The organism is Vibrio sp. THAF64, from assembly GCF_009363455.1.
Classification (GTDB): Bacteria; Pseudomonadota; Gammaproteobacteria; order Enterobacterales; family Vibrionaceae; genus Vibrio; species Vibrio coralliilyticus.
On the sequence record NZ_CP045356.1, the window covers coordinates 1509154 to 1526882 of the forward strand.

General features: G+C 44.5%; 16 protein-coding genes and 1 pseudogene. 8 read left to right on the forward strand and 9 right to left on the reverse strand.

The genetic code is table 11. From position 1 onward, the window contains the following. The first annotated feature begins 10 nt into the window (after positions 1-10). Both FIU99_RS23315 and ompW read left to right on the forward strand, forming a co-directional pair. Positions 11-1264 (forward strand): peptidoglycan DD-metalloendopeptidase family protein, encoded by a 1254-nt coding sequence (locus FIU99_RS23315; protein WP_006961486.1) that lies wholly within the window; start codon positions 11-13, stop codon positions 1262-1264. A 259-nt stretch (positions 1265-1523) separates the two neighbouring features. Beyond that, positions 1524-2171, forward strand: coding sequence for an outer membrane protein OmpW (gene ompW / locus FIU99_RS23320; protein ID WP_006961485.1), 648 nt, complete (start codon positions 1524-1526; stop codon positions 2169-2171). A 75-nt stretch (positions 2172-2246) separates the two neighbouring features. On the opposite strand, the gene FIU99_RS23325 is transcribed toward ompW, so the two are convergent. From FIU99_RS23325 to FIU99_RS23335, 3 genes are read right to left on the reverse strand one after another with little or no spacing between them, the layout of a single operon-like run. Then, positions 2247-2723 carry a PaaI family thioesterase gene (locus FIU99_RS23325; protein ID WP_006961484.1) on the reverse strand — a complete coding sequence of 159 codons (477 nt, stop codon included), beginning with the start codon at positions 2721-2723 and terminating at the stop codon, positions 2247-2249. A gap of 55 nt (positions 2724-2778) precedes the next feature. Further along, positions 2779-3300, reverse strand: a complete 522-nt coding sequence (locus tag FIU99_RS23330; protein WP_006961483.1) for an AAA family ATPase — start codon at positions 3298-3300, stop codon at positions 2779-2781. Between the two features lie 33 nt (positions 3301-3333). Further along, entirely contained in the window at positions 3334-3897 is a 564-nt protein-coding gene (locus tag FIU99_RS23335) for a hypothetical protein (RefSeq protein WP_006961482.1), read from the reverse strand. Between the two features lie 461 nt (positions 3898-4358). Here FIU99_RS23335 and FIU99_RS23340 point away from each other — a divergent pair, with 461 nt between their 5' ends. Beyond that, positions 4359-6068, forward strand: a complete 1710-nt coding sequence (locus FIU99_RS23340; RefSeq protein ID WP_006961481.1) for a S8 family peptidase — start codon at positions 4359-4361, stop codon at positions 6066-6068. A 62-nt stretch (positions 6069-6130) separates the two neighbouring features. Here the strand turns inward: FIU99_RS23340 and FIU99_RS23345 are convergent, their stop codons facing one another. Then, on the reverse strand, positions 6131-6844 hold the full coding sequence (locus tag FIU99_RS23345; protein WP_006961480.1) for an SDR family oxidoreductase: 714 nt from the start codon (positions 6842-6844) through the stop codon (positions 6131-6133). A gap of 268 nt (positions 6845-7112) precedes the next feature. Between FIU99_RS23345 and FIU99_RS23350 the strand changes: the two genes are divergently transcribed. Further along, positions 7113-7706 carry a cysteine dioxygenase family protein gene (locus FIU99_RS23350; protein ID WP_006961479.1) on the forward strand — a complete coding sequence of 198 codons (594 nt, stop codon included), beginning with the start codon at positions 7113-7115 and terminating at the stop codon, positions 7704-7706. Positions 7707-7760: 54 nt separating this feature from the next. Here FIU99_RS23350 and FIU99_RS27575 read toward each other — a convergent pair. The 5 genes and pseudogenes from FIU99_RS27575 to FIU99_RS23375 form a co-directional block, all read right to left on the reverse strand. Next, positions 7761-7916: pseudogene (locus tag FIU99_RS27575) on the reverse strand (DNA-binding protein); the annotation flags it as partial. A gap of 32 nt (positions 7917-7948) precedes the next feature. After that, positions 7949-8956: a Gfo/Idh/MocA family protein gene (locus tag FIU99_RS23360; protein WP_006961477.1), complete on the reverse strand. Its 1008-nt coding sequence runs from the start codon at positions 8954-8956 to the stop codon at positions 7949-7951. A gap of 142 nt (positions 8957-9098) precedes the next feature. Continuing rightward, positions 9099-10847 (reverse strand): ABC-F family ATP-binding cassette domain-containing protein, encoded by a 1749-nt coding sequence (locus FIU99_RS23365; RefSeq protein WP_006961476.1) that lies wholly within the window; start codon positions 10845-10847, stop codon positions 9099-9101. A 331-nt stretch (positions 10848-11178) separates the two neighbouring features. Further along, complete coding sequence (locus FIU99_RS23370) at positions 11179-11772, reverse strand: GNAT family N-acetyltransferase (RefSeq protein WP_006961475.1); 594 nt, start codon at positions 11770-11772, stop codon at positions 11179-11181. Between the two features lie 71 nt (positions 11773-11843). Next, entirely contained in the window at positions 11844-12665 is an 822-nt protein-coding gene (locus FIU99_RS23375; protein ID WP_006961474.1) for an AraC family transcriptional regulator, read from the reverse strand. A 406-nt stretch (positions 12666-13071) separates the two neighbouring features. On the opposite strand from FIU99_RS23375, the gene FIU99_RS23380 reads away from it, so the two are divergent. From FIU99_RS23380 to FIU99_RS23395, 4 genes are all read left to right on the forward strand, one after another. Beyond that, entirely contained in the window at positions 13072-14121 is a 1050-nt protein-coding gene (locus FIU99_RS23380; RefSeq protein WP_039952167.1) for a hypothetical protein, read from the forward strand. Positions 14122-14173: 52 nt separating this feature from the next. Then, a complete protein-coding gene (locus FIU99_RS23385) occupies positions 14174-15214 on the forward strand; it encodes a hypothetical protein (RefSeq protein WP_152472569.1) in 1041 nt (346 codons plus the stop codon). Between the two features lie 77 nt (positions 15215-15291). Continuing rightward, positions 15292-15582, forward strand: coding sequence for a hypothetical protein (locus FIU99_RS23390; RefSeq protein ID WP_006961471.1), 291 nt, complete (start codon positions 15292-15294; stop codon positions 15580-15582). A gap of 146 nt (positions 15583-15728) precedes the next feature. Continuing rightward, positions 15729-17723, forward strand: a complete 1995-nt coding sequence (locus FIU99_RS23395; protein WP_006961470.1) for a cache domain-containing protein — start codon at positions 15729-15731, stop codon at positions 17721-17723. Positions 17724-17729: the final 6 nt, after the last annotated feature.

The window sequence follows — 17729 nt, forward strand, 5'->3', positions numbered from 1 at the left end:
GTCGAGAAAAATGATGCTTTTGAGCCTTCCTGTTGTTGCCGCATTGGTTTTATCTGCAACAAACAAAAGCAACCAGTATCAGCGCACTATTGATCTTTCGCTTCCTGAATCCAGCATTGTGAATGACTTGCTTACTGATGTTGAAGTCATTCATGACATGCCAAACTATGAGTACGTGATTCAGAAAGGCGACAATCTGAGTTCCATTTTCAGCCAGCTAGGCTTTGGTTATAGCGAGCTGATGAAGATTATGGAAACAGATCTTAACTATCTTGCGCTGGATACTTTAAAACCTGGAAATACTCTAAGATTTTGGCGAGATGCTGAAACTAAGAACTTAGCGAAAATGGAGCTTGAGTTCAGCATCGTAGAACGCGCTGTTTATAATCGTCACGATGATGGCAGTTATACCTTTGAGGATGTGAAGATTCCTGGCACTTGGAAAGAACAAGCGCTAGTTGGGGAAATCGCAGGCAGCTTCTCTCAATCTCTGCACCGATTGGGGTTAGGAAGTAGTGAAAACGAACAGATCGTATCGCTGCTCAAAGACAAGCTTAACTTTGCCCGCGATCTCCGTGCTGGGGATGTGTTTGAAGTGGTCTTGTCGAAGCAATATGTTGGCGAGCAACTAACGGGTAACAAAGAGCTTCAAGCGGTGAAAATCTATAATCGCGGTAAAGAAGTGACGGCTTACCTTCACTCTGATGGACAGTACTACGATAAGAATGGTAATAGCCTGCAACGCGCATTCCAACGTAAACCGCTCAACGCAAATTACCGACTAAGTTCTAACTTTAACCCAACGCGGAAACACCCAGTCACTGGGCGAATTGCTCCGCACAATGGTACTGACTGGGCTGCGCCAACAGGTACGCCGATTGTGTCAACTGGTGACGGTGTGGTTGTCATGACCCGTAAACACCCATATGCGGGTAACTATGTTGTGATCCAGCACGGTAGCCGCTACAAAACGCGTTATCTGCACCTGAGTAAAATCCTCGTTCGAAAAGGGCAGAAAGTATCACGTGGTGAAAGAATTGGCTTGTCTGGTGCGACTGGCCGTGTGACTGGTCCTCATATTCACTATGAATTGATTGACCGTGGCAGGCCTGTTAATGCCATGACGGCTAATATACCAATGGCGAGCTCAGTTCCGAAAAGTGAAATGACCGCATTTAAGATACGTCGAGATGAACTTGACGCGATGTTGCGACAACAAGAGATTCAACTTGCCAAACAAAGTGAGCCTGAAACCACAGGCTAACCGCAAACATATCTAAACAAAAAGCTCCTTCGGGAGCTTTTTTTGTCTGTGACACACGCAAAGGCTGCATTACATAAATGTCATTGTTTTGCATTGAAAAGGTGATCAAGTCGAAACAAATGTAAATCGCTAATCAATAAAATTCACAAATTGATTTCCATCAAAAGAGTAAGGTCTTTGTGTGTTAACTTGCACGCCACAATAAATAAGATTCCCTCAATCATTAATTAAAAGAAAGCCCTACGTAAGGAAATCAACAATGAAAAAAACAGTATGTGGTTTGGCAGTCGTTGCTGCCCTTGTTTCCGGTAATGTTCTAGCTCACCAAGAAGGTGATTTTATTGTCCGCGCTGGTATCGCAACCGTAGCGCCAAATGATAGCAGTGGTGACGTACTAAATAACGCAGGTTCTGAGTTCGGTGTAGATTCCAACACTCAGCTTGGCCTGACTTTTGGTTATATGTTGACTGACAACATCAGCCTAGAAGTACTTGCTGCGACCCCTTTCTCACACAAAATTTCAACTAACTTTGGTAACTTAGGTGACATTGCTGAGACAAAGCATCTGCCACCAACTTTTATGGTTCAGTACTACTTCGGTGATGCGAGCAGTGAGATTCGTCCTTATGTTGGTGCAGGTATCAACTACACAGTTTTCTTTGACGAAGAGCTAAATGGTACGGGGACTGGTGCGGGTTTGAGCGATCTTTCCTTAGATGACTCTTGGGGCCTAGCTGCAAACCTTGGCGTGGACTACATGCTTAACGAAGACTGGTTCCTGAATGCTTCTGTTTGGTATGCCGATATCGATACAACAGCGACGTACAAAGCTGGCTCTACGGAGTTCTCAACAGACGTACAAATTGACCCGTGGGTATTTATGATCGGTGGCGGTTACAAGTTCTAATGACTGGTTCGACATTATAAGTTGAATGGTTTACGCAAAGCCAGTGACGCGAGTCGCTGGCTTTTTTAGTTGTGTTTATCGGCCTTCAAACCACTCATTAGGCACTTTGACGGCTACAACTCGACTTTGACAGCAAAGTGTGTTTCCAGAAAACAGCTCGCATTGGAGCTCTATTTTGTTGTCTTTCGCTTCAATGATAGAAGCGATAAGTTGAACGTCATCGTCTATGGGAACCGGTCTGAGGAATTTGACATCTAAACTTCCGGTTGCAAACCAAATCGCTTCACCTGATCCAATCTCTCTGCCCTGCATGTAATAACCTTTCGCTATGGCAGTACAGACACAGTGGCAATCAATGATGGTAGAGATGATCCCACCATTGAGGAAATGCAAAGGGCCAGCACTGTGATGAGCAGAAGGAGTGAAAGTACAAACAGATTCATTGTCTCCATTCCAGTAGCTTTTGATTTGTAGCCCCATCGTATTTTCGGCTCCACAGCCAAAACAATGGTTATTGGGGATCTGTTCCTGAAAGGCGTTGTTCTGCTCCATACTGGCTCCTGAGACATTAGTATTTTTAGATTTCAAAGAGTTATACACAGTCTAGTTAAGCAGGAGATGACCAGACTTCAAGCTTATCTAGCAATTCTGTGAAGGCTTGCTCAATGCTTTTTCCAGCGGTATCAATCCTGATAACGTCATCAGGCCATGCTTCATAGTGGCGATTTTCAACCTGTTCCCAATTTGGCAAGACAAGGTTTTTAACTGTGTTAGGTCGTGTTTGAACACGATGTTTATGCTCTTCTTTATCCGAGCACCAAATTTCAATGTCGACAAAGCGGGCGTCTACACTGGTGGCGACATCACGCCATTCACGTCGTGTGAGTTCTATGGGGTTACAAGAGTCTGCAATCGCGCTAATACCTAGTCGAAGGTTGTCTTCAATGATTCTGTAGCTGAGCCGGTAGCCTTCCCCTTCTACTTTAAAGCTGCATAGGTCTCGCAAGCCTTGTTCGACCGTATCAATACGCACATATATTGATGATGTATGTTGAGCGAGGCGCTGAGCAAGTGTTGATTTACCAGAGGCTGGTAATCCAGAAAAGATGTATAAAATTGGACGATTCAAAGAGTCTCCATACCAGTGTGGGACTGGACGTACTTAAAGCTTGTTAGCCAGCTTCTTAATGTATTCTTTTGCTAAGTTGGTGTCGTCACGGCTGAGCCATTTGATGCAGTCGAATAACTCCCAAATAAGCCCTTGATCACCGCTAGTATAAGCTGGGAAGTCTTTATGCTTGGGTGCTGGCGCATCAGTAAGGCGGGAGGTGACGATATCTGATTTATCAAATAGTACCTTATAAGGTTTTGAGAGCATGAAAGGTTCTTCTAGATCGAGACAGTGAATCTCTGCACTGGTCATATCGTTGAAGATATATTTCTTGAAAAAAGCATGGTCATTGTGGAAGCCCTCGAGACAGTAAAAGATCTCTTTGTTGCTTTCAAATGCTCGGTAAGCTAGATCCGATTTTCTATGAAAACCATTGGTCGTGAAGACAATAACATCGGCATCAGAAACCCTGTCACCTGTCTCAGCGGCCAAGGAACCTAGCAATACCGCAGCAAGAACATCTTCGTGGTCAATAAAGGCGTGGTAGATCGAATCGACTAGAGCTTGTTGCAGTGGCAGATGAGATAAGTTGAGTTGTGGCATTAGCTGGGACATGTCTCTTACCTATTAGTAATGATGAGCAACTAAAATAAATCAATAATCCAACGGATACCACAATGTCACACGTAGGTATTTTCTGAAGTTTCCAATTTTTCATGATCGGTGTTCCATTATTTATTGTAGATAATGATATTAATAAATATTGAGGTATCTCGGAATAAATAAAATTTTAAATTATTAATGAGTTATTTGATAATAATTTATTGGATATTTATGAATAGATATCTATTTAATTAATGATCTTAAGCTTATGAATTAAAAGATTAAATTAATATACATCATGCGTTATATAAATGTTGATATTATTAATAGAATTTATCTCAAATTTTGAGCGATAAATATCTCTCTTAGTGAGATCTTATACTCATTTAATTGATTTTGTGAATGATCTTAATTGAGTTGCATTTTATCTTTTGTGCGCTTTGTAAGCGTATAATTAAATAGGATGTAACAGAATGACAAACGGATATAAGCTTTCCGCGCTTGCTGTCGCTATGATGGCTTCAGCGTCGGTTTCAGTCAGCGTCAGTGCTGAACCAGTTCCAGCAAACTCGCCTTTCATCAAAGATGTGAAAGGTAACATTGTTGAAGATTACTCGCCTAAGCCAGTTAAACCTTTCGCATTGTTCTCAATGCGCATGATGAGCAACCCGTCAGATGATCGTGGAGACTGGTTTAATGCTTCTGCAAACTACTCTAGCCTGCAGGGTGTGGGTGCCGATTATGTTTATGAATCACTACTGCCACCTTTAAAGCCACAGCCTGTGATTGTTGCGGTTCTTGACTCAGGTGTTGATGTTGACCATGAAGATCTGAAAAACAAACTTTGGACTAACGAAGACGAAATTCCAGGTAACGGCATCGATGATGACGGTAACGGATATATCGATGACGTTCACGGTTGGAACTTCCTTGGTAACTCTCTTGGTGTCAATGTGGATCAAGACACACTAGAAGTGACTCGTGAGTACAAAAAATATCTGAAGCTGAAAGAAGGTAATCACTGGATTCCGCGTAAGAAGCGTGAATACTACAAGGGCGTAGAAGCAGACTATCTAGAATCAGTTGAATACAACCAGACTTCTCTTGATCAAGTGACGGCAGCGACTGAGCAAGCGAATCAGTACAAAGATCAAATCACTCAGTTAACGGACCACAAAGACTTTACTGTCGACGGCCTACAAATTTTACTTGAGCACTCAAACCCTGAAGTGGTTGCAGCCGCTAAAGGCCTGCTTGGCGTATTTGAATCTTGGTACTCATTCGATTACCTAGAATCACGCAGAAGCCGCTACCAAGAGTCTCTGGACTACCACTACAATCTAGAGCTAGACACGCGTCGTGACATCGTGATGGATAACATCCACAACCCTTGGGAGAAGGGCTACGGTAACAACGATGTGAAAGGTCCTGTTGGCGCTCATGGTACTCACGTAGCAGGTATTATTGCCGCGGAACGTCGCAATGGTATTGGTATTGATGGCCTTGCTGATTACGCTCAAATCATGGCGGTACGTATGGTACCAAATGGTGACGAAAGGGATAAAGATATCGCTAACGCGGTTCGCTACGCTGTTGATAACGGTGCGAAGATCATCAACATGAGCTTTGGTAAGAGCTACTCGCCACGTAAGTACATCGTGGACCACGCATTCCGTTACGCAGCACGTAAAGGCGTACTGATTGTGCATTCTGCCGGTAACAGCCGCAACGATAACGACATCAAGCCAAGCTTCCCGAACCGTTTCGCTAAGCACTCTTGGTCTAAGCCAATCTCAACATGGATGGACATTGGTGCATCAGCGAAATATGCAGATGACTCACTGGTTGCAAGCTTCAGTAACTTTGGTCAGGAGACGGTTGATGTCTTTGCTCCGGGTTACCGTGTTCTGTCTTCAACTCCAGATAACAACTACGCAGCGTACAGCGGCACAAGTATGGCAGCGCCAGTCGTTTCTGGTGTAGCTGCAATGGTATGGTCGCACTATCCAGACCTGTCTGCCGTTGAGCTTAAAGAACTGCTGATGAGTAAAGCGCGTACTTACCCTGAACTATTGGTTAAGAAACCTTCTACTCCAGAAGAACTTGTACCGTTCAGCACACTGTCAATCTCTGGTGGTGTTGTTGATGCGGAAGCGATTTTCGAAGAGCTAGAAAGTCGCTAATAAGTTAAAGGAAAATGCTAAGGGCTACCATTGGTAGCCCTTTTTTATTGCTTCATCGCGAATCAGCTATTTTCTAAGTCGATGACTTTACAACGAATAGGTAAGATCGACATCGCTGCACCTGTTGACAGGCTGCGGGCAAAATCTATCGCTTTTGCTAAATCTTCAGGTTCGATTTTTAGTTCGTTTTTGATTCGTCCATCATTGGTCATATCTGTATCTACAACGCTTGGACACAAGCAACACACTTGAACATTGTGCGGCAGTAGTTCCTGATAAAGGGACTGGCTATAGCTTACCATTGCTGCTTTAGTGGCTGAGTAAGCCGCAATCTTTGGTACAGGAGATAGCCCTGCGGTCGACCCTAGATTATAGATTTCCCCGATTCCTTGTTGTTTCATTTTTTCTGCCACGGCATTACACACTGCAATGGTAGAAAGTAGGTTGACATTCATTAACTCAGACAACTTTTGGAACGTCAGATCAATATGACCTGCTTTTAGGACGCCAGCACTGTTTACCAGGACATCAATGGATTCAAGCTGATCTAGAATCACCTTAAAAGAATTCGCAGTAACTTCAGGCTGCGCGAAATCTAGACTGTGGGTTTCGATGCTGAGATGAGGAAACTCTTCACTTAACTCATCAAACACATGTTTAAGAGTTGCTTCTTGCTTTGCAATCAATACCAAGTTGTAACCTTGTTTAGCAAAGTAGTGCGATAGTGCTTTACCAATCCCTCGACTGGCACCGGTGATTAAAGTCGTTTTTGTCATTGACGATGTCCTGTTTTTGTTTGTGCATACTGTACAGCGATTCTCAGTGCGGCGTAAGCGATGTCTCAGAGGTCGTAGCAGATTCTTAATTTTTTCGATTTTATAAAGTAACTCGTCCAATTGTTAATTACTTGTAAAATCGTGATGACCTTCTACGAATGACATTTCTATGTGACACTTTTTATGCAGCTAATTGTCTACTCATGCAACATCTAAAGGCAATTAGGCGTGCTTGCCAAAACATAACAGGATGTGTGAGGAGGACAATTTGCGACATTCAGCGATAACTCAGCAGCAAGCTCCAGCACTGGCTGCGTTACTTGATAGTGACTACCGACTTAATTTTCAGGAGCTTATGGAGCAAATTAAGTTGTCTAACAAACCACTGTCGCTTGCAACGATAAGATTCATACTTGAAAACGTGGCTTTGAATGACACCGAAATAAAGGCATTAGCCAGCTTTGATGAAGACAGTTACTGTCGAAAGCGACTATTTAAAAATGACCACTGTGAAGTGCTCATCTTGAGTTGGCTAAATGGTCAGAGAAGCAAAATTCATGACCACTTAAATACCGCCTGTGGCGTGCGTGTGCTGCATGGTGAAGCGACAGAGACCTTATTTGAAACGGCAGCGAACGGTCATATTTACGCGTCTCAATCCTCCCATTACCAGCAAGGTAGCGTGACTGTCAGCAAAGACAACGATATTCACCAGATATCCAATTTGCAGGCTGATGATGAGCCTCTGGTTACGCTGCATGTCTACTCTCCGCCGTTACAACAGTTCCATTTGTATCAGCTTGAGGGTGGCGAGCCAGAACTCCTAGATTTGCAGCAAGATTCTTGGTTCTATGAAATTTGATATCGAACTGATGGCTAATGCGAAAGGCGAGCAATGTTGCTCGCCTTTTCATTTCTACCGATATTCTGAAATCAACATTGCCCGTGTATCTTCTTCCAGCGCTTCAAACATATGCGGTAAGTCTCCAGGGTACGAAATGTAGTCCCCTTCCTCTAGTTCATGAGGATCCGATTGCAACCCGAGTTTCGCTCGGCCTTTATGAATAAAAAGCGCCAAGCAAAAGATCGGCGCTACGGTGATGTTTAATGATGAGAGGCGTGAAGCAAGTGCGAGAATCCATTGTCTTTCAGGCTTCGTTCCATGAGAGCAATCACCTGGCGACTGGTTTCATGAGGAACGAAGTCCGAGCTCGATTTACCATCAATGATCAGCTGGGATAAATGAGAAGCTTCAAACTCAAATCCACCGCCTGCAGGTAAGTGTGAGATCTGGGTATGTTCACCTTTGTAAGTTACATCAATGATGGTTGGATTCCACCACTTATCTTGGATAACAATTTCGACCTCGGGCCCACGTATTGTCGCGACACGTTTTAGGCGTTGGCTGATTGAAGCGCCAATCTTCCCCTTGATACCGTGAGTAAACGTAAACTCTACAGTTTCATCGACCTTGGATTCATTGTTGTGCTTCTGATAGGACACCGATGGCGGTTGGATCTCACTCTGTTTGAGCTGGCAAAGATCCGCGTATAGCCAGAGCGCATAAACGCCGACATCTAAAGTCGCACCGCCGCATAAATTAGGGTTGAAAATCTGCTGTTGAACATCAAATTCATGCCAGTTGCCGAACGCCGCTTCGATTGATTCTATCTCAATACTGTTTTTTTGAATGAAATCCCGTAGCGCTCGGTAAGCTGGGAAAGTCACTGACTTCATTGCTTCCATGAGCACTAGGCCTTGTTTATCTGCCAGTGCCTTCATGTCGTCCCAGTCTTGGGTATTAGTGAAAGCTGGCTTTTCAACCAGAACATGCTTGCCGTGGTTCAAGAACAGTTCAACCATGCTTTTGTGAAACGGATGGATAGTCGCAATGTATACGGCATCAACATTTGGGTCTTCTGCCATGGCTAGATAAGAAGAATAAGCGTGCTCAGCCTGATATTGCTGGGCAAAAGCATCAGCGCGTTGTTCATCTCTGGCTGCGACGGCATATAGACAAGCGTTGTCGACATGCTGAGTGAGATCGGCGGCAAATCGATGTGCAATTTTACCCAGCCCGGCAATGCCCCAACGTACTTTTTGTTCTGTCATATTAATTTTTATCATTCTAGTATTTGTGAGGCTGATACTAGCGATGAGCACGGGTTTTCGTCAAATAGAAGTGGTTGAACTGAATGAGAAAGCCGCCGGAGTCGGCGGCCTTGCATTAGGTTGTAGCTCACCAAACGGTGTATCACTCAATACCGAGTTTTTGGTTAATGATAGCTATTTCATCGCGCCACAAAGCCTGAAGCTTTGGTTTTTGATGTTTGGCTTTTCTCGATACATCTTCCTCGAGTTTCGTTTCGAGGTCATAGAGTTTTTCAATCAATTGCTCTTCATCAGTAAGCCCGTCCGTTAGAGGTAAATGAGACGCTACTCTCGCTTCCTTGGTTACTGTTTCATTTGAGGTAAGGGATGACTCGGAGCTCATTGCTTGATACAGCTGTTGCGGGTCTAACCACTCCTCCAGAGAATTTCCCTTGATATACCAAAAACGATTGCAGCTTGCTTCAATTAACTCTCTGTCATGCGTGACGAGTAATAGTCCGCCTGCAAAATTAGTTAGCGTTTCTGCCAGTTCTTCTTTGCCTTTGAGATCCAAGTGATTGGTTGGCTCATCGAGCAGGAGAAGGTGGTAGTTCGCCAGAGTTAACCCGATAAGCAACAAGCGTGAGCGTTCGCCACCACTCAGTTGATGAACATTCTGATTGTGTCTAAGGTACGGGAATCCAGCGCTGATCAGCGCCATCTTACGCTTTTCTTCTGGTGCAGAAGTGAAGCTCGCCAGAGCGTCCAATAAGGTTTTGTTATCGTCCAGTTGCTTAAGGCTCTGATCGTAAAAGCCAACGTTCGCTCTAGGATGAAAAACAATACCTTGTTTCACCGCGTCTTCCTGCTGGTAGCTTTGCCATAGCGTTTTCAGCAAGGTTGATTTACCCCCTCCATTTTTGCCAACAATGGCCACCCGATCGCCACTTTTCAATTGGTTAGCCACGATATTGAATAAGCATGGACCTTCGGACGATGGAGAGACATCCAGATCGGATATTTGCAGTAAGCGGTCCGCTTTTAAGCGTTCGCCTTTTAACTCCAACTTCCAGGGTGCCCCAGACGTGAGTGTCGTCTGATCGTCTTTGAGCTTCTCGACTCGCTTTTCCATGTTCTTGGCTTTTCGCGACAAGTCTTCATTGTCGTAAACATGCCCCCAAACAGCGAGGCGTTTCGCGCTCTTCTCAATACGGTCAATTTCTTTTTGCTCCGCTTGATGACGCTTCATGTCAGCTTCATCACGTGCTTCAAGCATTTCCAAAGCTTCGGAGCAGGGCAGTTGAAAGAAGTGCAGGCTATTGTCACGCAGTATCCAGGTGCAATTGGTGGTGTTGTCCAGCAATCTCCGGTCGTGTGATACAAGCACAAAGCTGCCGTTCCAACCTAGCAAGAATTGCTCTAACCACAGCAATGTCGTCAGATCGAGGTGGTTACTAGGTTCATCCAGCAAGAGTAGGTCAGGTTCCACGATCAATGCTCTGGCTAACAGCAAACGGGTATGTTGGCCTCCACTTAAGCTAGAAGTAATTAATGCCCAATGTGATGAATCGAATCCCATATCGGAAAGGATGAGTTCAGCACGCCAGCGCTGGCTGATTCGCTCATTGTCAGGTAAACGATCAAGTACCGCATCAATCATCGACCGGTGCATCAGAGATTGTGGAAGATGCTGCTCCACGCATTCTAACTGGCAATGACTGGCTGTTGTAATAGTTCCGGAATTTGCTTGAATTCCACCATGGAGTAGATTTAGAAGGGTACTTTTACCGCAACCGTTGTGACCGACTAAGCCGATTCGGTCGCCTTTTTTTAGGGTGAATGAGATGTCTTCAAGCAAAGGAGCTGAAGTCGTTTGATAAGAAATAGATTGTGCAGATAGTAAAGTGCTCATAACTTACTCAAGAATTACAGGCATGAAGATGCCTTTCGTCAAACATTGCTGACGATAACCCGGTAAGCCAGAGAGAAGAGACTCTAGTCTGTATGTATTAATCTTCGCTCAAGCAAAGGTTATCGCAGCACGATACCAGTAAAACTTGAGCTTGCGTGATTGCTGAAGAAGCGCGCGAAATGTAATTCACACTTAGTCATGGGGTTCCTCCTTATATTAGTTTGATGGGCCCAATGTCGAGATTGTAGGAGAGCTTTTCCTGTGTGGTCTAGTGTAATCTCTCGAAAACATAGCCTGTCTGGCAATATTTTATGGCCCATCAGAGTAAAAACTATTGGTTTGGTGATTTTTGGAAGTACTGCTTAGCCGTTATACCGTAATACACTTTATCGTCGAATCCAGATTCAACCTTGTAGTAGTCAATTTGGCGACCTTCAAAGGTAAAACCGCATTTCTCCATAGTTTTGTATGAACCTGTGTTAGCGCCATAGCAGTCAGCACTGACTTTGTGGCTACCTAACTCGTTAAATGCAATATCGGTGAGCAAGCGACAGGCACGAGTAGCGATCCCTTTGCCCCATGCGTGGACGGGAAGTTGATACCCGACTTCGTAGTTACCTTCGAGAAACATCACCTTAGATAATCCGCACATACCCATGTAGTGGCCTTGTTTGTCCCGAATGACAAATGTTGGGCTGTCTGGCCAATTACCTTTGTTTATTGCGTGTTCAGTGTTTTCAATGATTGGGGTAAAAAACGCGTGAAACATACTTTCCTCTGCGGGAGCAAAGAACAAGTAGGCGTTGACCTCTTGGTCGTTAAGCATTGGGATGATGTCGTTTAAATCTTCGCGTTGAATCAGTTTGATGTTTAGTGAGTCGCCAAAGGAGATTGATTCACCACGTTTTAGTTTTTTGTATGTCATTGTGTACCTCTCAATTTGCTCAGCATGGTAGATCAACATCTGCGCCGAAAATTGGATATTTGCGACAAGTGTTATTCGAAGTCCCCGTAGATGTCGATGGTGAGGTCTCGGTCTTTGAGGTACTTAGCTGGTGTCCGATTGAGCTGATCTTTGAGTTGGCGGATTAAATGGGACTGATCACTAAAACCAAATGCTTGTGCAAATTCAGCCCAGTCGGGATCGGCATCTTGCTCATAGATAGACAACACAATTTCTTCCAGTTTCATTATCATGAGATATTGCTTAACGCTGAGCCCTGTAACTTGTTTGAAGTGCCTTTCTAAGGTTCTTCTAGAACATGCACATTGGTCGGCAATCTGCTCGATACTCCAGTCGGATAGGCGATTTTCTACTATTTTGGTCGCTTGGTGTGTAATAGAGAAAGCGCGGTCTTTTTTGCGGTTTAGGTTGAGCTGATGGAAATGGTGATGAAACACATCAAGCAGGTGTGATTTGTCATTCGATTGCCATAGCTGGTTGTGGAGTGCGGGCCCGAAAAACGTATCCAACCAAGTAGGCCAGCTGCATTGGTTAAGATGATGACCGACAGAAGAATTGAGTAGGTACAGCCCCTCGGGCCTGAAAGTGACACCGATACGTTTTAGTGGAGCAGAGTCGTCTAATAACAGTAACTGATCGCTCACCGAAAGCAGGTGACTCCCTTTACCTTCAAATTTAGTTATGCCGCTGTCGTAACTGTACTTTTGTTCATCCGGCGTAAAGAGCAAATGAGCCCTTGGATTGGGAATGAGCCTTGGTTGTTGCGTGATGACATCGTCAGCCTCTAGCTCCAGATACCAGACTTGATGTATTAACCATTCGAAATCTTGCAGCGGTTGTTTCCAAGTAATCATGGCATATTTAATTTAGGGTTTACTAAACAGTCTACGTGATAACACGGTAACCTAGCAAAGTGCTCTTACTTATCAGTGTAGTATAAAAAGTCAATCATTCCGGATAGTTAAGCATTTCGTGGGTTGATCCTCATATCAGTAAAACATGTCGTTTTAGTGACACCTAAACGATAAGCAATAAAATTCATATCAATAGTTATTGTAAATCTGTCTTAGATCTCAAATTGTTAACATTTATGTGTTGTTTTTTTAACCTAGTGCAAAGGCTCTCATCGGATGAGTTGAATAAAAGAGAGCCGAAGACTAATCCTATTTAACGAGCAAAAGTGGTTTCGATGTTTGGAATTTTGCTCGCTGATGACAAAGCAAATAACGCTAATTTCAGGACGAAAAGGTTAATAACATCATGAAAATAATGACAAAGATTGCCTCCATTGCAGTGGCAATTGCGTTTTCTAGTTTTACACATGCTGCCATAGGAAACTACAAGGTCGTGCTGATTCACGGCTTTCAATCGGATCAATTACAGTCCAAACCTGATGCCGCTCAGGTTGAGCTGGAAGGTGAAGATTACTGGAAAGAGTACTGGCTCCAATACGCTGACGCTCGGATTGACTGGCCTGCTTATGAACGTGTTGAAGGCAAAATCTCCAGCGAATACGCTTGGCCTAAACTCCAGGAGCTTTCCCGCAACGGGACCTGCCAGTCAGGGTGTATTTTTGTGACGCACTCCGCTGGCGATCTTGTTGCACGATACCTGCTAGATAATCAGGAAAACTGGCTGACTAACGCTGGATTAGAGCCTCTCAATGTTGTCGCTACTTACGATTTTGCTGGTGCTGGTGGTGGCTCTGAGCTTGGGGATATTGTGGTCAACATCATCGAAGGGGGAGGCTGGGCAAACAGTGCGATGCGCTACGCTATTTCACTGTGGTTGGGGGAAATGCCTAATCAGGAAAACTCAGGTGTACTCAATGATCTAAAAGTTTCCAATGCGCGCCAGATAGCACGTCTGTCAGAGCACCGCATCCCACGAATTCGGTTTATTGGGAACGGGACTGACTATTTCAAAACGACGTCGGTTTTTCTTCCCGGCAATGATGACGGTGTTGTGGCGGCGCATTCCGCTTGTGGCGCAGCAGAGTCAGGAAGTTACGACAGCTGTTCAACAAGTTTAGCGATGAACGGTAAGATAGCTTCTCAAAGCAAAGGCGTTTCTAACTTGATGCCTGAGCACTATCCCTTGATCATGGGAGACGACTACAGCCACAGTGATGTAGTGGGTCCGAAACACAAAGGAGAAGTTACCTCCAGTGTGACGGATGTGACGCTAGCCAATGGCCAATCTGTCGGGGTAACAACTTACAAGGAAAACGGCTGGTGGGGAACCAAATATCTGTACGTACAAGGGTCTAATAAAGACACCATGTCCGAAATTGCGGTTGGCCTAAACTGATCGTATGCAGGGCTGAGTGAGACGACTCAGCCCTGATTTTCTGGAGAACCTTATGAAGACTAAGTTATGGGTATTCAGCTTCATCACTGCGTTGACAGCAGCAGGCTTCATTTTTTGGCCAAACCCCGTTGAGACATCCGAATACGCCAAGCCTAGGGGCAAAGTGGGTCATGATGCAGTTCCCCTTCCTGAAGCGGACAATCGCTTGGTTGTTTCAAAGCAGGCCTCGACAGAGAGAGCAAACTCTATCGAGACGAAGGCAGTGGCATTGAAGTTAAAGCAAGTGGCCATCAAACATCAACAAATTCTTCAATACCCATCATACTCTCAACCGATAGTTAATGAGAGCAGTCCCTACTTGAACTGGAATGCATTTGAAGTGGTAGAGACTCCGATATTGGACGGCAAGTCTACGGCTTCGTTGAGCATTAAAAAGTTTCGGCATTTTTACCCCGAACAGATTGCGGTTGAGCTCAAAACGCAGCAGACCGTTCTTGGCGCTTCATTGGATGTCGTTTCTGTTGCCACGCAGCAAGTCCTAACGACATTGCCTTCGGATGAAATGCAGTGGCAAATCACGCCGGGTAACGATTGGCCAGAAGAACTGAGACTAATAGCACGTGTCGACTTTGAACGAGGAATAGATATTGTTAGTGCCGATGTGCGTTTATATCATTCAGTAGCGAGCGTGGTGTCAGTATCAGAAGGATATGCTCAGGGGCCTGATATGAAGATTCCGGTCACGTTACAAATCGATAAAGAAGGCATATTCAGACTCCGCGCGAACCTCTATCAGCAAGGCGGTAAAGCCATTGCGTCTTTAGTTGAGAAGCAACGATTGTCAGAGGGTGAGCAAACAGTGGAGTTAAAAGCGTTTAAACGAGTCTTGCCAGAGGGCGAGATCGATCTAGAGCTACGTGATGTGGTGATTGAACGTATGTCAGGTCACCCTGGAGAAAAAGCAGGTTATGGACAGAGCGATGCCGAGAGTTATCCAGTTGGTCGATTTGATTCCGGTACGCTGACGGATGAAGAGTACCAAATGACAGAGCAGGAAAAGCAGCAACTGGCTTTTCTGCAGCAACTGCTGTGAGGTATTTGGTTAATACACTGGATAGAAAGCATTTGTTGCAATACAATTGAACGATGTTTTATTTCTGTTGAGCCGCTATGTTTCGTACTAAGTTCTTTCTTTTGTGTAGTTTCTGTTGTACGGCTACAGCCTGTGCAAGTACTGAGGATATCTCTTCAGATAAAGTGACAGAAGAACATATCGTTGAAGAAACAACGGATATCAAAGAAGTAACGACCGCAGACAAACCTGAGTCAAAAGGCAAGGGTATTGATGGACAAGCTCTCCTCGATAATGAGCCGACTCGGCAAATTCTAAGTTCACTGGAAAGTGTGACCGATACGCTCAATGTTCTGACTTTTGGCATCTTCGCTGGTGAACATCGTTAACCTAGATTCTTTGGCGCTTTACCACTGACTTGTGTACACAGCTCGGTAGAATCAGGTCTATGCTTTATTAACCGATATGCCAATAGCGGATGGTTATGCAGCTGCTTCAGACCTTTTTTCGTAAACTTTCTATTAGAAACCGACTCATGTTCGGTTATCTGCTACTGTTTTTGCTCGTCCTTAACATCGCCAATCTCTCGAATTACGTCTTGATGCGAGATCTTGTAGAAAAAGGCGTAGAGAAAGAGCTCACAACGGCAACTGAGTCTATCACCAATAATATTGCGACTACGGTCGATATTACGATCAGGAATTACTTGCGAGGTATCTCAGAGTTCAATCTGCAATATGTAGAGCAGCAGTATCGTCAATATCAGTCAGGCAATCTGTCTGAGCAAGAAGCGAAGCAACGCGCCGCTAATTTCCTACTAAATCAACAAATCGGTGTTACAGGGTATCCTTATGTTGTCGACTCCGAAGGGATCATCCGAGTCCATCCAAAGCAGCCATTGCTTGACGTGAGCTTGATGAAGTACGAATTTATTCAGAAGCAAGTAGCGGCCAGACAAGGTTATCTTGAATATCAGTGGAAAAACCCTGATGAGCTCGTTGAGCGACCAAAGGCGCTGTACATGGTGTATTTTGAGCCGTGGGATTGGATCATCACTTCATCTTCTTATCGTGAAGAGTTTGCCAGTTTGGTGGACATCGAGGATTTCAGTGAATCAATATCCAAGCTTCACTTTGATGAAACTGGGTATTCTTACGTGCTCAACGATCAAGGAGACGCCATTGTTCACCCTTATTACGATGGCAACTTCTATAACGTGCGTGACTCAAGAGGTCAGTTGTTCGTTCAACAAATGCTTAAAGAAAAAAACGGTACAATTAAATATACGTGGAAGAACCCACAAGAGCCGGAACATCGTGAGAAAATCGCAGTTTTTCGATATTTGCCCGAGTACAAATGGTACATCGTTTCCTCTACTTATGTTCAAGAACTTAACCAACCGCTGTTCGACCTTAAGGTTATTCATGCCATTGTGCTGTTAGTCTCCATTTTGCTCATCGTACCGTCTAACTTACTTCTCAGTCGCTCTATCGTATTGCCGTTGAAAAATGTCATGCAGTGGATAGGTAAGGCCTCTGATGGTAACTATAGCGTGCGAGTGGAAGATAATTCGGGCTCGAATGATGAGTTAGCTCAGTTGGCAAATTACTTTAATCACTTTCTCTCGGAGCTGGAAAAATCAAACCAAGAGCTTTATCAGGAGATTCAAGAGAGGGTCAATGCTCAGAGTAAGCTAGAAAATCTCAATGAGACACTAGAAGAGAAAGTCACAGAACGAACTCTGGCTTTAGAGCAAAGCATGGACCAATTGAAGAGAACGCAAGAGCAGTTAATCGAATCAGAAAAGCTGTCGGCGTTGGGTGGATTAGTCGCGGGGATTGCTCATGAGGTCAATACACCATTAGGTATCGCGATCACGTCATCGTCGCTAATCCACGAATCAAATACCAAGCTCAAGGCTGCGTTCGAAGCTCAGTCTCTGACCAGCGAACAGTTTGATAATTATGTGACGCAGCAGGCACAGGCCATCGAATTACTTATGGATAACTTGAATCGGGCTTCTAAACTGGTGCAGAGCTTTAAGCAAACGGCAGTGAATCAGGTTTCTGAAGATTGCACGGATTTCGAGGTTACTGAAGTGCTTCAAGCGCTTCTCGCAAGCCTACATCCAGAGACTCATAAAGCTGGGGTAGAGCCGGAACTAATTGTTGAACCAGGTCTTACGATGCACAGTTTATCTGGTGCGTTGACACAAGTATTTTCTCATCTGATTCTCAATAGTATCCACCATGCGTTTGAACAGCAGCCTAATCCTCGGATTGACATAGATGTGCGGCTTGAAGGCGACATGGTGGTGTTTCAGTTTGACGATAATGGTTGCGGTGTGGAACCAGAGCTACACAAAAAGATATTTGAGCCTTTCTATACCAGCCGAAGAGCACGCGGTGGGACGGGCATTGGCTTGAATTTGGTGTTTAATCTGGTGACTCAGAAGCTCAAAGGAACGCTGGAATTTACCTCTAACCAAGGTGTGAGTTTTACGATCCGATTGCCAAAACGCTTGCCCTAGATTATC

Bases quoted from the DNA above. Each gene is read 5' to 3' on its own strand.
- FIU99_RS23340 (WP_006961481.1), top strand. From the start codon at position 4,359: ATGACAAACGGATATAAGCTTTCCGCGCTTGCTGTCGCTATGATGGCT.
- FIU99_RS23390 (WP_006961471.1), top strand. From the start codon at position 15,292: ATGTTTCGTACTAAGTTCTTTCTTTTGTGTAGTTTCTGTTGTACGGCT.
- FIU99_RS23335 (WP_006961482.1), bottom strand. From the start codon at position 3,897: ATGTCCCAGCTAATGCCACAACTCAACTTATCTCATCTGCCACTGCAA.
- FIU99_RS23365 (WP_006961476.1), bottom strand. From the start codon at position 10,847: ATGAGCACTTTACTATCTGCACAATCTATTTCTTATCAAACGACTTCA.
- FIU99_RS23395 (WP_006961470.1), top strand. From the start codon at position 15,729: ATGTTCGGTTATCTGCTACTGTTTTTGCTCGTCCTTAACATCGCCAAT.
- FIU99_RS23385 (WP_152472569.1), top strand. From the start codon at position 14,174: ATGAAGACTAAGTTATGGGTATTCAGCTTCATCACTGCGTTGACAGCA.
- FIU99_RS23380 (WP_039952167.1), top strand. From the start codon at position 13,072: ATGAAAATAATGACAAAGATTGCCTCCATTGCAGTGGCAATTGCGTTT.
- FIU99_RS23375 (WP_006961474.1), bottom strand. From the start codon at position 12,665: ATGATTACTTGGAAACAACCGCTGCAAGATTTCGAATGGTTAATACAT.
- FIU99_RS23315 (WP_006961486.1), top strand. From the start codon at position 11: ATGATGCTTTTGAGCCTTCCTGTTGTTGCCGCATTGGTTTTATCTGCA.
- FIU99_RS23360 (WP_006961477.1), bottom strand. From the start codon at position 8,956: ATGACAGAACAAAAAGTACGTTGGGGCATTGCCGGGCTGGGTAAAATT.
- FIU99_RS23370 (WP_006961475.1), bottom strand. From the start codon at position 11,772: ATGACATACAAAAAACTAAAACGTGGTGAATCAATCTCCTTTGGCGAC.
- FIU99_RS23325 (WP_006961484.1), bottom strand. From the start codon at position 2,723: ATGGAGCAGAACAACGCCTTTCAGGAACAGATCCCCAATAACCATTGT.
- ompW (WP_006961485.1), top strand. From the start codon at position 1,524: ATGAAAAAAACAGTATGTGGTTTGGCAGTCGTTGCTGCCCTTGTTTCC.
- FIU99_RS23345 (WP_006961480.1), bottom strand. From the start codon at position 6,844: ATGACAAAAACGACTTTAATCACCGGTGCCAGTCGAGGGATTGGTAAA.